General features: G+C 51.1%; 11 protein-coding genes. 4 read left to right on the top strand and 7 right to left on the bottom strand.

Annotation, left to right across the window (positions count from 1 at the left end; all coding sequences use genetic code 11):
* Positions 1–2 precede the first annotated feature (2 nt).
* The 4 genes from HXW87_RS23095 (at position 3) to HXW87_RS23080 (ending at position 8987) form a co-directional block, all read left to right on the top strand.
* Positions 3–4892: a glycoside hydrolase family 99-like domain-containing protein gene (locus HXW87_RS23095; protein ID WP_182401929.1), complete on the top strand. Its 4890-nt coding sequence runs from the start codon at positions 3–5 to the stop codon at positions 4890–4892.
* 64 nt (positions 4893–4956) lie between these two features.
* Positions 4957–5550 (top strand): adenylyl-sulfate kinase, encoded by a 594-nt coding sequence (cysC, locus tag HXW87_RS23090; protein ID WP_182401927.1) that lies wholly within the window; start codon positions 4957–4959, stop codon positions 5548–5550.
* Positions 5547–6926 (top strand): FAD/NAD(P)-binding protein, encoded by a 1380-nt coding sequence (locus tag HXW87_RS23085; RefSeq protein WP_239777839.1) that lies wholly within the window; start codon positions 5547–5549, stop codon positions 6924–6926. Before cysC ends, HXW87_RS23085 begins: the two co-directional genes overlap by 4 nt.
* 126 nt (positions 6927–7052) lie before the next feature.
* The gene (locus HXW87_RS23080) at positions 7053–8987 is read left to right on the top strand and encodes a hypothetical protein (RefSeq protein ID WP_239777838.1); all 1935 of its coding nucleotides are present in this window, start codon (positions 7053–7055) and stop codon (positions 8985–8987) included.
* Positions 8988–9042: 55 nt separating this feature from the next.
* Here the strand turns inward: HXW87_RS23080 and HXW87_RS23075 are convergent, their stop codons facing one another.
* The 7 genes from HXW87_RS23075 to HXW87_RS23045 are packed head-to-tail and all read right to left on the bottom strand — an operon-like array spanning position 9043 to position 15048.
* On the bottom strand, positions 9043–10308 hold the full coding sequence (locus tag HXW87_RS23075) for a hypothetical protein (RefSeq protein ID WP_239777837.1): 1266 nt from the start codon (positions 10306–10308) through the stop codon (positions 9043–9045).
* Complete coding sequence (locus tag HXW87_RS23070; protein ID WP_239777836.1) at positions 10289–10783, bottom strand: hypothetical protein; 495 nt, start codon at positions 10781–10783, stop codon at positions 10289–10291. The genes HXW87_RS23075 and HXW87_RS23070 overlap by 20 nt, the downstream gene beginning before the upstream one ends.
* A gap of 29 nt (positions 10784–10812) precedes the next feature.
* Positions 10813–11178, bottom strand: a complete 366-nt coding sequence (locus tag HXW87_RS23065; protein WP_182401920.1) for a GtrA family protein — start codon at positions 11176–11178, stop codon at positions 10813–10815.
* A 15-nt stretch (positions 11179–11193) separates the two neighbouring features.
* Positions 11194–12135 carry an aldo/keto reductase gene (locus HXW87_RS23060; RefSeq protein ID WP_202368669.1) on the bottom strand — a complete coding sequence of 314 codons (942 nt, stop codon included), beginning with the start codon at positions 12133–12135 and terminating at the stop codon, positions 11194–11196.
* Between the two features lie 2 nt (positions 12136–12137).
* A complete protein-coding gene (locus HXW87_RS23055) occupies positions 12138–12875 on the bottom strand; it encodes a glycosyltransferase (protein ID WP_182401919.1) in 738 nt (245 codons plus the stop codon).
* On the bottom strand, positions 12872–14029 hold the full coding sequence (locus HXW87_RS23050) for an FAD-dependent oxidoreductase (RefSeq protein WP_182401917.1): 1158 nt from the start codon (positions 14027–14029) through the stop codon (positions 12872–12874). The genes HXW87_RS23055 and HXW87_RS23050 overlap by 4 nt, the downstream gene beginning before the upstream one ends.
* Complete coding sequence (locus HXW87_RS23045) at positions 14029–15048, bottom strand: glycosyltransferase (protein WP_239777835.1); 1020 nt, start codon at positions 15046–15048, stop codon at positions 14029–14031. Before HXW87_RS23045 ends, HXW87_RS23050 begins: the two co-directional genes overlap by 1 nt.
* Positions 15049–15183 lie beyond the last annotated feature (135 nt).

Here is a 15183-nt window from a genome sequence, read left to right as displayed (position 1 = left end):
TTATGGATGAAAAACAAATAGTCGTAGTTCTGGGCATGCACCGAAGCGGTACCAGTGCCATTACGCGCGGTTTAAAAGTCCTTGGTGTCGACTTGGGCGATAACCTATTGCCCGCTGAGTCTGGCAATAATGAAAAGGGCTTCTTCGAAGATGCGACGATCACTGCGTACAACGAAGAGTTGCTGGCCGACCTGGGTCACGCCTGGGATAGCTTGGTACCCATCAGCCCGGAAGAGTTGAGTTCACCAATCACTCAAAGCCATAAAATTCGTGCCATCGAGCATCTGCGCGAGAAAGTCGCGGACATAAAATGTTTCGGTGTAAAAGACCCTCGGATGTCGAGACTGCTACCGTTTTGGCAGGAAATCTTTGCCGAGCTGGGTTTGAAGGTCAGTTACGTCGTCGCTTTCCGTAACCCGAAAAATGTTGCCCATTCGCTGGTCAAACGAAACGAGTTCGAGGTAGAGAAGGGCTACTTTCTCTGGCTGGAGCACATGCTGTTGAGTTTGAAGTACAGCCAGGGTGCTTCAAGAGTTTTTGTAAACTACGAGCTGATGCTTCAGGAGCCTGAGAAGCAGCTCTGCCGAATCTCCAAGTCGCTGGGACTGCCGTTCGATCCCCAAGGACCGGAGTTTCAGGAGTATAAGCACGAGTTTCTCCAGCATTCGTTGCAACACAACAGCTTTACCCTTGATGGACTCGCCAAGGACGAAAAGGTCCCCGCCGATGTCTTGAATCTCAGTCTCCTGCTTTTGCAACTTTCGCGCGATGAGCATGCAGATGACCAAGCTGTTGTGGCTACGGTGAGTGAGCTTTATCAAGCGATGCTCACGCGTTTGCCGGCGTACCGGCTCATGCGACATTTCGATATAAATAACGCTTATCTAAGCGAGCAGTTGAGTGTGAAAGGCAAGAACCTGGAGACTCTCGAAGCTGATCACAACGCACTTGCCAGTGCTCATGGCAAGCTTGAGACGATCCACGCCGAGTTAAAAGCTGATTATTCAAAACTGATTGAATATCGTCACTGGCTTGAAGGCCAATACGATTCCTTTCAAGCCAATCTCTCCGAGTCGCAAGGCTCCGTTCAGAGCCTCGAAAATGACCTGTACCGCTACACTTCCGGGCGGTTTTTGCTCAAGTCGCTGGTCTTGCATATGGCCGAACGTTTTGGCTTGCGTTATCGAGGCGATAACCCCGCTGAAAGCGAACTGTTCGATGCTGATTACTACCTGAGTACCAACGAAGACGTTCGTGCCGCAGGTATCAATCCGTTGCAGCACTATCTCGAGCAAGGCTGGCGTGAGGGGCGTGATCCATCGGCTGGTTTTTCCACCAAGGCGTACCTGGAGCATTATTCAGATGTACGGCTGCGACGTATCAACCCGCTGATACATTACTTGCGTTATGGGTATTATGAAGGGCGACCGATTTTCGACACCAAGGGGCGCAACTATTACCTGTCCCGTAAAATAAGCCGTCACCGAGTTGTCGTGCAGCTGCTGAACCTGGTTTCGCAGCAGCCGGAATTGCTCGGACGTTTTGTGCGTGAAGCGCGGCGTGGTGGGCTGCGTCACGCGTTGGCGATTGCTGTTCGTAAACTCAAGCGTAGTCAGAAGCGATTTGCGCTGAGCCAGATCGCCAAGCCTCTCGGCGATGCGGCATTGACTGAGTACGAAGTACTGAGAGTCGTGCCCTACTATCTGGATCCTTATCTTTGCGAGGTTCCAAAAACAACCGCACAGATGGTTGCTGTTCATCTTCATCTGAGCAGTGAGCAAATGTCCGGTGACTGGCTTGCATATCTCAAGAACATCCCTGTCGAATTCGACCTGTACATTTCGCGCATTGGTGGCGGTGGGTCGAAGTTTGACAATAAACCGCTGCGCGCTACCGTTCCTCTGTTGCGCCAATTGGTTGTTGATGTCGTCCCTGAACACGTCGGCGCTATTGCATCGCTGATTGTCCAGTTCGGTGACCGTCTCAAGGAATACGACGTTGTCGCTCACTTGCATGACGACGCCGGCAACGACGACGGTTCGGGTGTCAAAGAGCGTCTTGATCTCCTCTGCGGCTCGCCTGCCAATGTCGGGCAGATTCTGCAATTGCTCGCTGGCGACGCAAAAGTGGTTTATCCCGTCGACATCCGAGCTGAGTCTGCGGACTACCATCAGGCTGGCTGGAGTGATACTGGAAACGTGATTGCCACAGTTCTGGAAAAGTGCACGGAAGTTGACGCCAAGAGTTTCCCGGGTGCGCAATTCCCACGCGCGGGCCTGTTCTGGGCGCGGGTCAGCACGATCAGTGATCTGTTACAACTGCCGTTGCAGTTTGAGCATTTCGCAAATGCCGGCGACGCTGTCGCGCCGGACATGTTGAGCCGTACTCTGCAGCGCTTGGTGCTGGTTAATACAACAACCAGTGAAGGGCGTAATTATCAGCTGGAAGCGCCGCAGATTTCTCACGAACCGCGCGACTACTACGAGCCGCAGGTTGATTACTCGGCCAGCATCAAACACGACACGGTCAAAGTACTGGCGTATTACCTGCCTCAGTTCCACCCAACGCCTGAAAATGACGAATGGCACGGAACCGGGTTTACCGAGTGGCACAAAGTTCGTTCGGCCAATCCGCTGTTCTTCGGTCATTATCAGCAACACGTTCCGCACGAGGACATCGGGTACTATCACCTCGACGGCCCGGCGCAGTTGCAGCAACAGGCCGAAATGATGCAGAAGTCAGGTGTTCATGGCCTGATTTTCTACCATTACTGGTTCACCGGCCGAATGATTCTTGAAAAGCCAGCGCAGATGCTGGTGGCCAATCCCGAGATCAACATGCCGTTTGCCTTTTGCTGGGCGAATGAAAACTGGACTCGCCGTTGGGATGGCAACGAGCAGGAAATTCTTCTCGGTCAGGTTTACTCGAAAGAAGATGCGCGTGGTTTCATTCGCTATCTCATTCCGTTCTTTAAAGACGAGCGCTACATCAAAGTAGACGGGCGTCCGATGCTGCATGTGTATCGTCCGTCGTCAATCGAGCATATCGAAGAATACCTGGAAGTCTGGCGCGAAGAGTGCGAGAACGTCGGCCTCAAGGCGCCTTACATGGTGGCGACATTGACGCGCGGTGCGACGCAGCCCCAAGACCACGGGATGGATGCTGCGGTTGAGCGGGTGCTGCACGACTGGACAGCTGACGCGGTACCAGATACTCGCAACCAGTTGCGTCCGTACTGGCCTCTGGAAGGTAACGTCATTAACTACGGTGAAGTTGCCGACCATTACATGGCACAAGATCTGGGCAAGGATTTCACCCTGTTCCGGTCTTTGGTTCCGACGTGGGATAACACCGCTCGTTACGGCAACAGAGCCTATGCGCTGAACAACTTCACTACGGAAAAATTCCAGACGTGGATGGAGTTTCTGGTCGACTATTCCGAGCAAAACCTGCCTGAAGATCGTCGATACGTCGTCGTCAACGCATGGAATGAATGGGCCGAAGGCGCACACCTTGAACCGGATACGCGCTTCGGTTATGGCTACCTCAATTCCATCGGTCGCGCACTGTCCGGTCAGGCGTTTGCAGCGACCAGCCATTTTGCACTTGCCACGGATTTGAAGCTCAACATCACGTTGACCTCCGACGCCTTGGCTCGTCTTGAAGCCGAACCGGAATCGCGTCGCAAATTCCTTGCGTGCCTGGCAGGTTCGAACGTGCTGCAGAATTGTTCGATCGCAGCGAACGATGATCAGGTCCGGCAGGCTTTAATGGCGCTGGGTCTGACCGTCGACAGCCATCAGCCCGCGGATGCTGACTTCACGTTGTTGTTCAGTGATATTTGCCTGTTTCCTGCATCGGCCATTGAGTCGTTGCTGAAAATGGCGGAACGACACAAGGGTTATGCAGTGTCCGCCAGTGTGCGAAATGATCCGCTGTTTGTGCAGGGTGAAAGTACTGTCAACTTCAGTATTAATGCGGATCAGGTGGCGTTCATGGCTTTACAACCGGTGGCTCCGGCGGCCGGATACAAAATATGCTGTGAAGCCACATGTTTCCGACTGCTGCCGCAAAGCGGAATTCAGTCCACAACACTCGATACGGTATCGACCATCGTGCGCTACCACCGTCGAGGTGACCGTGCGTCGTTGCTCAACGCGCTGCTTTCGTTGATTGCCCAATCCGGCTGCCGGGTGTTGCCTGTTCTGGCTATCCAGGACATGGACGACGAAGAAATAGCGCAACTCCAGTCGCAACTCGATCAACTGCCGTGGAGCGAGCATTGCGAACCGGTGATTCGTCGTTACTTCTCGACAGAGCAGACACCGGATCTGCGTTCGTTGATGTTGAACGATGCGCTGAAAGCCGTCGGCAGTGGCTATGCAGCATTTCTTGATTATGACGACATGCTGTTTCCGTGGGCTTACAGTTCACAGCTTGAGCAACTCAAGTCCAGCGGCAAGAACGCAACCTTCGGGCGTGTTTACTCCACCATGGTGGACTCGGCGACCGGGTGCATAATCAAGCGTGACAAAATTTATGATTACGGTGAAACCTATCGCGACTTCATCGAGCATAACCATGCGCCGCTGCACAGTTTTCTGCTGGATCTGAACCAGTGCGATCTGCAATCCATTAGTTACTTCGATGATATGAAGTACATGGAAGATTACTACCTGACAATGCAGTTGTTTACTCGCGACGGCACAGATTGGGCGTCATTGCGTACCTGTGATTTCATCGGTGATTACATTCACCGAATTGGTTGCGACACTCATACCCTTGCGCTGACTGACGAGCAACAGCGTGCCGACTTGCTCAACAGCGAGTCTTATCGCATCTGTGAGGCTCGTATCAAGGCCTTGCGTGATCGTCTGTTGCCCCAGGTATAGCGCTCAGGAGGCCCGCCAGTTCGCTGGCGGGCCTTGATCGTCTGATTTGAATAAGGTTAATCGAATGAGTAAGGATCTGGTTTTTCACGCCACGGCCATCAGCGCCTCGGCTCGAGCCCAGGTGAAAGGGCAAAAACCGGCAGTGATCTGGCTCACCGGGTTGAGTGGTGCGGGCAAGTCGACGATCGCCAATGCTTTGGAGCAAGCCCTGGTGGCCAAGGCACGTCACACCTTCTTGCTTGATGGCGACAATTTGCGCATGGGATTGTGCAAGGATCTTGGTTTTACCGATGCTGATCGAGTCGAGAACATTCGCCGTGTTGCGGAAGTTTCGAAGTTGCTCATTGACGCCGGATTGATCGTGATCACGGCGTTTATTTCCCCCTTTCACCGTGATCGCGCGATGGCGCGCGATGTGATCGGAAATGACGCGTTTGTCGAAGTGTTCGTTGACACCTCTCTGGAAGAGTGTGAGCGCCGTGATCCCAAGGGGCTCTACGGCAAGGCCAGAGCCGGACAGATAAAGAACTTTACCGGGATCGATTCCGCCTATGAGGCGCCTACGGATCCGCATATCCGGATCAACACTGTGACCGAGGATTTGTCCGAGTCCATCGCCAGAGTGCTGGATTACCTGGATAAAAGGTTTGGTCAATGAAAACCCTCGTCATCATTGGCGCTGGTTTCAGTGGCGCAGTCACGGCCGCGCAGTTTTTACGGCGTAGCCCGGCCGATGTGCGAGTCGTGTTGATCAATCGCTCTGGAACCATGGCGCGAGGATTGGCTTACGGTACGAACAGTTCGCTGCACCTGCTCAATGTTCCGGCCGGCAATATGAGTGCGGATGTCGATGATCCGGAGCATTTTCTACGCTACTGCCAGGCAAAAGACCCCGCCTATACGGCGTCGTCATTTGTTCCGCGCAAGATCTATGGGGAATACCTTACTTCAGTTCTGGACGATGCAGAGAGGCATTGTGCAAGTGGAGTAAAGCTGGAGCGTATCGTGGCGGAGGTTCGCAGTCTGCAACCTCGAAAGACGGGCGCGGTTGTCGAGCTGGCTAACGGGCAGCACATCGATGCACATCAGGTGGTCCTGGCCTTTGGTAATTTCTCACCGCTCGATCCTCCTGGGTTCTGCTCGTCGATGGGGGGGGACCGTTATCAGTCTGATCCGTGGGCAGCGGGTGCAACGCAATCCGAAGACCCGAATCGGGCTGTTTTGCTAGTGGGCACCGGGCTCACGGCACTGGATGTGTCGCTGGGTCTGCTGCAAAGCGGACATAAAGGCCCTATCTATATGGTTTCTCGGCGAGGGCTTCGGCCCCTGCCTCATCGCCCGAAGCGAACGACTGATGAAGTCCCCGCCGATTTCGTCGAGCGACTTCTGCAAGCAGCGCCTTCGGTACGTGGCTATTTGCAATTGATTCGGCGTGAGATTAGCGCTAAGCGCAATGATGGGCTGGATTGGCGTGACTGGGTGGCGGCCCTGCGCCCGATTACTTCGAACCTGTGGCTTCGATTGCCGCTCACCGAGCGCCGACGCTTCTTGCGTCATCTCCAGCCGTATTGGGATGTACACCGTCATCGGGTCGCGCCAGCGGCCTATCAGCGTTTTGAAGAAGCGCTGAGCGCCGGACAAGTCCGATTCCTTGCAGGCCGTATCAAAAGCGTTGAGACGGGTTCTGATCATTTGCGTATAGGAATTCAACGACGCAACGAAAAAGCCTTCGAACAGCTAGACGTCGAGCAGGTTATTAATTGCACAGGCCCGACTACCAACTTGCATCGTGTCAAGGATCCCCTGATTCAACAGCTGTGCGCCGACGGTGTCATACAGGTTGATGCACTTGGCTTGGGATTGTGTGTCAACGAGCAACTGGCAGTCAAAAATACTTCAGGTGTTTGTTCCTCATGGCTGTATTACGTAGGCCCTATGTTGAAAGCCGATTATTGGGAAGCAACCGCTGTTCCGGAATTGCGACAGTATTCTAAAAAACTCGCAGTCGATCTGGTCGGGAATATTGGCGAGTGATGTCGTCGGAACCGCCCCTTGGCGGGCGGTTCCGAACAGTTGTACTTGAGGATCGTTTCAGACCGTCATTTGAGTTTCGCCATTAGGTTGGCTTGAATCGAAAAATAAATGCTGGGCAGAGGGTTTATGAGATTTCTAACTTTAAAGTGCCTGGCAAGGGCATCGCTTTTTTATTGTGCGGCGCTGATTTTTTCTCTGATGCTGGTTTTTGGCTTGGGCGCAGTTCATAAAGACACTATTGTTTTTTTTGCAGAAACCAATAAGCCTGAATTCATGCAGCTGTATTTTCCCGTCTTCAAGGATGATTCGATTTATCCATCCTATTCGGCTGAGAATAGTGAGCGGGTTGCATACGAGGGGAAACCGGGGCTCGGCATAGGCTTGGCGTTGCCGGATGGCGCAATCAAGTCACTCAGGGTTGATCCTGCCGACAGTTTAGTCAATATGACGATAAAAAGTGTTCAGCTCAACTACCTTTTTTCCACAGTGACGTTAACGCCGACAGAGTTACTGGCGCGAATTATCCCGTTGCAAGGCGTCGACAAAATTGAAGTTGTAGGCGACGTACTTGTGATAAGCGCCACGGCTCCAGATCCACAGTTTGAGCTGTCAATATTTAAGCCTAGCCGAGACGTCAATTATAAAAGGTTGCTGTTGCTTAGCTTTGCCAGCTCGTTGGTCTTTGCCGTACTGTTTTTTGCACTGGCAAAAGGTGTTGTTCAAGGTTTACTGAAGATAGCTCCGGGTTTCTTCGTGCCCGTCAGTGTCACGTTACTGATAAGCTGGATGTTTTATCCAGGGTTTATGACATTTGATACATTTCATGCGCTTGAAGGAGCTAGAAGTGGCGTAGTGGATTCGACCTGGCCTCCCGTTGTAAGTTATGTCTGGCGTGTTGTTGATATTGTTTCGCGTGGCCCTGTAGCAATGTTGTTTTCACAATTGCTGCTTTTATTGGGGGCGGTTTACTATGTGATGTACTATTTTCTGAGAAGGCATACGCTTTCGACGGCATTCTTCCTGCTTTATCTGATTGTTCCAGTTGTGATTGGTACCATTGCTGCGATATGGAAAGATGTGCTGATGGCTTCTTTCTTTGTGGCGGCTTTTGCAGTCATGCTTGCAATGAAAGAGCCTAGGTCGCGTCCAAGTTTATTATTTCTATTTGGGGTCTCTATATTTCTGGTGTTTTTAGCTGTCTGTACTCGGCATAATGCAATCACCGCTGCTGTGCCTTTGCTGTTCTACTCAGTATGGATTTTCAGTAAACGTTCTCCCTCAGGACCAAGCTCTTTGGCCTTCGTGATTGTATCGGGCCTGATATTGAGTGGAGCGGTTTATACTGTAAAAATACAATTTGACAGGTATTCGGTACCCGAGTTTCGAGAAATAAAGGGTGCGACCAAACTCATTCGTATTACTAGGGTGATGGATATTGCAGGCGCAAGTATATGTGCTGAGAAGAACTTGTTTGAAAGTATTGCGCCGGCGCTTGCGTTGTCTGAGATCAAGGCTGGCTATGACCCAAGGCATTCCAATTTATCATCAGGTCTATTCTCAAAATTACCCTTCGATGAAAGTGTTGATACCCTCTGGTTTTCCGTAGTCAAGGAGTATCCGGTCTGCATTGGCTATAATAAGTTAATGCTTGCAAAGTTTCTCGTGGGGGGGAACTCAGGGGAGCCATTCCTCGTAGTGACGCCGCAGGTTGATTCCAATAAATACGGTTATAGTCTCCCGAGTTCGAATGTGCGTGACGAAGTTGTGCAGTATGTGCTGACGGCCTCGAAGCTTGTCATATTTAAACCCTGGTGCCTGTATTTGATCTCGATCCTGCTGTTCATGTTGTTAGTAGCCTTGAAAAAAGTCAGCGTAGAAATTGTCGTAGTGTATTTGTCCGCAGGCTTCTATTTTGCAGGTCTTGCTCTATTTGGAAATGCGGCTGACGCTCGTTTACTGTTTTATACAAACACGATGAGTCTGCTCGGTATCGTATTGATTACCGCCCAATTAGCAGGATTTCGCTTGAGGAAGACGGCGTTGGCAGGTACGGAAAGTTGACCTGGCAGGCGAGCGTGGCCATCAGGTGACGCTCGCCTTCGGGTACTCTGAAGATCTAGTTGGATAGCACTTTGCAAGTCAAAGGCTTGTGCTGATTTGGCCATGTTACATTTCTGAGTAACAAGCAAGTAAGCATGAGGATGATGATATCGCCAACGAGCAGAACCCTGTATCCAGACTCATAAGCTGTTGGTGAGAGACCTACGACAGCAGTTACGCCTGTATGCAATAGAAGTAGAAGTGTTCCTATATAAAAACTGCTGTTTGTCGCCAAGCTTCTTTTCATCAGGTAAGTAGCACTGATCAATGAGCTGATCGAAAGTGCGTACGAAAAGAAATAATTCAGACCAAATCCGGAGTTCAAGTTTCTTATTGAATAGTAATCATCGTTGCCGGTTGTGAATAAAAAGGAAAGGATGCTGCCTTGGAAAATTCCGCCAATGGTCAATATCAGTGCAGTGCGTTTTAACTCGAAAGTCTTTCCCATGGTTAACAAAACAAGTAGAAGTGCGATGATCTTCGGGTACAGGTTCATCGGGTCAATGTAGTGGGCGTTGAATATATCGAATCCATTCAAAACCTTTCTGATAAAAGAATATTCGGTGAATTCCGGCATGTACACTGCTTCCGTTGTCAAGCGTAAATAGTTACCTGGGGCAGTGATTAGAAGTGCAAAGCCCGCAATTACGATCAAGGCCAAGAGAGTTCTGAAGGTTGCCTGGTTTCTCCGATCCCAAATGAGCGACGTTGCAAATATTGCAATCATCGAAATTCCGACTTGTTCAGATTGCGATGCAATGAACGCCAATGGGATCGCGAGTATTTTCTCAGGTGTCGAAAAAGATGATGGTTTTACGAATAATGCGGATGCAAAAAGCCCGCAAGCAACTGGTAGTAAATAATTATAAAAACCGGTTACGTAAAAGACCGTCGTGTCTAGAATGGGGTGGCTGATTATTAAAACTCCGAACATGCACAGCGGTATCCCATAGGCGAAGTCGATCTTGTCCGAAAAAAACGATTTCCATATGGAGTAGGCGCTAAGGAGTAGGAAAGAAGGAATTGCCAGCTTCCAGAATGCTGGGGTGGCAATGGTTTCGTACATGATGCCTTCAATTGCTATTCGGCCTGTCCAAGTGTAGTAGCGCTCCAGCAAGTAGCTGAGCGAAGATGCTCCGGATGTTGCGGCTGTCAGGAACTTGGAGTCGTCGGAGAAGGTGTTGATGCTCAGTGTGAGGTAAAAACTCACGTAGAGTGCTACTAGAAACAAACCAAACAGAATTGTTTTGTTGTTCGATGGATCATTTTCCGGTGCAGACATTTGCGCCTCCGTAATGCATTACGCCTTTAGAGTCTTCGACATATAGTTCCAGTGACTTTCCATAATACGCCTGAAGGTTGCGGCGAATGCCTGTGGCGTGAAAGCCATGCAAGTGGAAGTCGCTCTTTATTTTGAGGAAATCACTAACATCTTTTCTGTAGATGCGACGCGTGAGTAGCTTTATTGCTCCACCATCTCCGCGGGCGTACAGATGGATTTTGATTGTGTTATCGGGAAGGTCGAGGAGCGCCCATCCGCTGGCGGAAATCCAGAATGCACCTATTTCGCAGGTGTCGAAGTTTGCTTTGAGTTCGGGTATGTAATTTTCTTGAAGGGGTGGTTTTGTAATTTTCGTAGTGTTGTTGGCGGAGAATAATATGACGGTTACAAGTACAGAGGAAATCAAGGCGAGGCCATAAGCTAGCCCCCACCGATCGATCGGCTTATTGATTTTGAGTGAAAGATACTTTGGCACTTCGGATCCTCGTCAATATGGCCGGCATATTAATTGTTGAAAACAAATTTTTTATTTAATAAATAAAACGCAATCGTGTAAGAAATCATTGCAAATATTTGTGCAATTTCGGCATTGATACCTAACCACCGATAGCCCGCCAGAAGTACCAATTGGTTGATTGCGAACGAGACGCTGAACGCCACAATGAACTTCGGAATAGTGCTTCGATCAGTACTCGATTGATTGAACACAAATGTTTTATTGAGTATGAACGCTGCAATCAGGGCTATCACGTAGCCAATGGCGTTGGCATAGGACGGATTCATGTCAAAAAGCGTGATCAGCAGCAGGAAGACGCCGTAGCCGATAGCCGTGTTGGCGACGCCTGCAAATAAGTATTTAAGCGCTTGCATTGTCAGCGAATCTTCCTAGTCGGACGGCAGTTCTTCGAACAGTTGGGTGAAGATTTTCTGTCCTTTGCTTTTCTCTGCTAGCGTTTGCAATGATTTCCAATAGCTGAGGGTGCTGTCCAATTGATCTGTGTTTCTCGGGCCAATGACGATTCCCGACAGGGCGGGGTTCACAAATGAGGCGGCGAGGGCGAGTTCGTTGAGGGTTGTCGGCCTTGGTTCGAATTCATGCGATGTGTTGATGAAGTCGACAAGCTTTTCTGTAAACGCTTGGGGAATGTTGATGTTGCGCAATTCCATCGAGCTGTTTGTTTTGGAGACTTCAGTTTTCAGGCCGCCCAGATTAATGCCATAGGCCAGGTATTTTGCATCAGGAAACCACGCTTCGTAGGCAAAGCGAGCGGCATGGGTCTTGAGGTTTTCCTTGACTTGGATAATCCATTTTTGCGACAGCGACGGATTGGCCTTGTAGTACGCCTCTGGGTGCCTGATGCCGGAAAGCCCGATAGCAAGACCCTGCTGTTCAAGCTTGGACATGGCCTCGACGGTCTGTGCGACTGTTGCGCCGTGCACACCATCATCGGAGCGATTGTCCCAGTGGATCGAGACGCACGAAAGTGCCGAGCCAAACTGCCCCATCAGAAGGTCGGATGCACGAGCAATGTCATCTGGCGCCAGATGGACGTCTGGCGACCCCATATTGTCTCTCGAGCCGATTTTTACCGTCAGTGCGAGGTTTGAGTCAGCGTTGTGCTCAGCCCAGTCCGCGAGCCAGCGAACAGCCAGACCGAAGTCCTCCGGACGCTTATTGATAGGGTAGTTGGTTGCGGTGTCGACCATTGTGCCGCCACTGAGCAAAAACTGCTCAAGCAAATGGTAAGCCTGATCGCGTTCTATCCCCCAGCCCCATAGCGCTGTGCCGAGTACCAACTGCTTGTCGCTTGGCGTGAGTATTGGCATGTTCAGGCTTCACGTTGGGAGTTTTTGAGGCGTTGACGTAGAGAAGCCATGGCTTTGAGATACTCGATGGTCAGTTTGAGAACCTTCACTTTCGAGTTCGGATCGTCGGTCCAGGTGACTGGCAGATCCATCACACGGTATTTCAAGTGTTCGCCGGTGATCAGCACTTCGGTTGCAAAGAACCATCCGTCGCTATTGGCCCCTGTGTGCATCAGCGGCGCCAGAATTTTTCGTTGAAGAAACTTGAATCCGCACATGCCATCGCTGAAGGCGGTGCGAAAAATAAGTTTGACGATGAGGTTAAAGCCGAAGCTCGTGACATTTCTGAGTGGCTTGCGGCCAATGACTTTAGCGCCCTTCGCAAGCCGCGAACCGGTCACGATATCGGCCTTGTTGGCTTTCAGTGCCTCCAGTGCCGGGCGCAGGTGGCTCAGGTCGGTAGCCAGGTCCAGGTCCATGTAGCCGACGATTTCGGCGCTCGATTGCGACCAGGATGCTTTAAGTGCCCGGCCAACGCCACGCTGCTCAAGGCGAAGGTAGCGAACATCCGGGAGGGTTTTTTCCAGTTGCAGGGCTATCTCTTGGGTACGATCGGTGGAACCGTTGTCCGCCAGGACGATACGAACAGTTCCAATGTCGCTCAAGTTACTTTGAATATAGTTGTGTGTTTTGAGGACTTGTTCCGCCAGCGTTGACTCTTCGTTCAAAATGGGGATGGTGATTTCAATCAACGAATTCATGGTAGTTGCTCAGAAGAAGAGGAGGGAGTGCAGGACAGGTTTTCAGTATCGAGCTTTTCCAGCACGTCATAAATATTGTCGATCTTTCCGCCCAGGATGGAGTAACAACCTGGAAGCGTTTCGTGCTTCTCGAACAGGATGGGTCGACCATCGTCTCCCTCGTTTTTGGTGAGGATTGTTTTGACTTCGAAAAGCGAATCGACGTATTTGGAGTCCATGACTGAAGGCAGGTAGCGACCAATGTCGCGGATCATTCGATCTACGCGAGTGTCCCTTTTATAGTTGTCCAGCTTTTGATAAGGGTTGGAGCCGGGTTCGTCGGACCAGTGCATATGCGGGGTGTAGCGAACATGCGATACGGTATGCAAGCCGCGCGCTGGGAAGGGCATGACTGAGAAGAAGGGGCCATCCATCACGGTGATACCCAGATCGCGGAGTGCCGGTGGCATCTGCATCAGCGCCATTTCAGTGATTTCTTGCTTGAGCGCAGTTCGCGTGCCGGGGAAGTCGCCGCCAAACTGATTCAGGCCACTATAGGTGCAGTTGAACACGTATCGAGCACTGAGTTGTTCCGGTTCTTTGCCGTCGCCACCGAGTGTTACATTCAGCGACCGATTCGGGCTGTTGCTGATGGCCACCGCCTGGGTGTTCAGGCGAATATTGACCCCGCTTTCCAGCAGTTCACGCAACGCCCACTTGGCCAGTTGAGTTGAATCGAACGCATACTCTTCAACCAGATAAACCTCTTCGATCAGGCGAGGTTCAAACAATGCTCGAAGCGCTGGGCTGGCAAGTTCAATTTTTGCGCCGATTTCTCGATAAAAGCGTTCGAACTGATTCGCCGTGACTTTCGAGTTACGTCGGGCAATGGCGTACAGTTTGGTGAAATCCTGCTTCACCGCCTCGGGCCAGTCTTGAACGAATTTCGGCAGGTTGATACGACTGCGATACGCAGTGGTGAAGCTGCGCGGATAGTGATAGCCGTTGTGGACACGTGCCTGGTTGTTATAGGAGGCACGGCTCAACAATGACGATTCACGCTCCATAAGAGTGACTCGCTTCATGCCGCGTTGCTTCGCCAGGTAGACCGCGATCGCCGCGCCGTAAAACCCTCCCCCGATAATCACCGCGTCCTGCATGTTGGTCGTCGGCATCACACAACTCGGCCAGAAGTAGGCAGCGGTGTTTCAGGCGACGCTACTTCCTCGATGTTCAGTTTTTCTCGACGGGTGATCCGTGCACTCGTGAATTCCTGGGCAATATGGTAGAGCGGTCCTTCATTGGAAAGACTGGTCATGTGCAGGATGTACTCACCCAATACCAACAGCACCAGCGAAATCAGGAAGAACATCCCGGACTGTTGTAAGGAAAGACTGATCCAGCCCGGTGCAATATCCGTTTTCAGAAAGCCGCTGGCGACCACATAAAAACAGTAGATGAGATTCGCTACAGCCCCGAAGAGTGAAAGTGAAGTGACCAGGCGCATCGGAGCACGCGTAGTCGACACCAATAACAACATGCCGCGATCAATACTTTCGCGCAGTCGTTTTCTTTGCGTGACGCGAGGGCTGGAGCTGTAGTTCAGATTGGCGCGGGCAAAACCGCCTGTCGCAGGCAGGTGACGATAAGTAACCGACGGCTGCGGATGTTGAAGAATAAAATTGATCACCCGTTTGCTGAGCACCCGGTACTGAGGCGCATCGGTGGCGAGATGAATGCCGTTGAACGATTTGTAGACTTTGTTGAAAACGGAGTAAGCGACTTCATAGGCGAGGCTTTGAGGGGGCTTCTGTTTGTTTTTGGCAAAAACCACGTCTGCACCGCTGACCGCTTTGTCGAGCATTTCAGGTAGAAAAGCGATGTCATCAACGAGTGGGTCTATCACCGCGACGAAATCACCCAGGGCATTCTCCAGACCTGCCCACGATGCGGTGTCGGCATCGACTTCTTTAGTCAAGGCATAAACTTGCAAGTTTGGCAGGCCATTTTCAGCAGTCAGACTTTTTAATATGGATATGCTGTCATCGTCAGACGCGTTGTCGACAACAATTAGTTCATAGTCACTTACCAGTGTCGACATCCGTTCGACTGCGTCTGCCAGGATACTTCCAAGATGGTTTGATTGGTTGCGAACGACGAAAACAACCGAAAGAAATACCGGAAAAAATACCATTTAGAGTTCCTCGAGACGTCAGCCGCAGGCTGTCGCCCATAATTTCGAAAAAAAGCGCGTAATCTTAATCTGCACGGTAGGTGGCGTCACCCTTTTCGTTGCTGGCATTTCGCAGGAAACTCGACAAGGAAGCCC

Origin of the sequence: Pseudomonas sp. Y5-11 (assembly GCF_022368695.1) — a bacterium.
In the GTDB taxonomy this organism is placed as follows: Bacteria; Pseudomonadota; Gammaproteobacteria; order Pseudomonadales; family Pseudomonadaceae; genus Aquipseudomonas; species Aquipseudomonas parakoreensis.
Note: the sequence above shows the minus strand (reverse complement) of the source record. Positions and strands in the feature narration are given on the sequence as shown.

Bases quoted from the DNA above. Each gene is read 5' to 3' on its own strand.
- HXW87_RS23080 (WP_239777838.1), top strand. From the start codon at position 7,053: ATGAGATTTCTAACTTTAAAGTGCCTGGCAAGGGCATCGCTTTTTTAT.
- cysC (WP_182401927.1), top strand. From the start codon at position 4,957: ATGAGTAAGGATCTGGTTTTTCACGCCACGGCCATCAGCGCCTCGGCT.
- HXW87_RS23050 (WP_182401917.1), bottom strand. From the start codon at position 14,029: ATGCCGACGACCAACATGCAGGACGCGGTGATTATCGGGGGAGGGTTT.
- HXW87_RS23095 (WP_182401929.1), top strand. From the start codon at position 3: ATGGATGAAAAACAAATAGTCGTAGTTCTGGGCATGCACCGAAGCGGT.
- HXW87_RS23045 (WP_239777835.1), bottom strand. From the start codon at position 15,048: ATGGTATTTTTTCCGGTATTTCTTTCGGTTGTTTTCGTCGTTCGCAAC.
- HXW87_RS23065 (WP_182401920.1), bottom strand. From the start codon at position 11,178: ATGCAAGCGCTTAAATACTTATTTGCAGGCGTCGCCAACACGGCTATC.
- HXW87_RS23075 (WP_239777837.1), bottom strand. From the start codon at position 10,308: ATGTCTGCACCGGAAAATGATCCATCGAACAACAAAACAATTCTGTTT.
- HXW87_RS23055 (WP_182401919.1), bottom strand. From the start codon at position 12,875: ATGAATTCGTTGATTGAAATCACCATCCCCATTTTGAACGAAGAGTCA.
- HXW87_RS23085 (WP_239777839.1), top strand. From the start codon at position 5,547: ATGAAAACCCTCGTCATCATTGGCGCTGGTTTCAGTGGCGCAGTCACG.
- HXW87_RS23060 (WP_202368669.1), bottom strand. From the start codon at position 12,135: ATGCCAATACTCACGCCAAGCGACAAGCAGTTGGTACTCGGCACAGCG.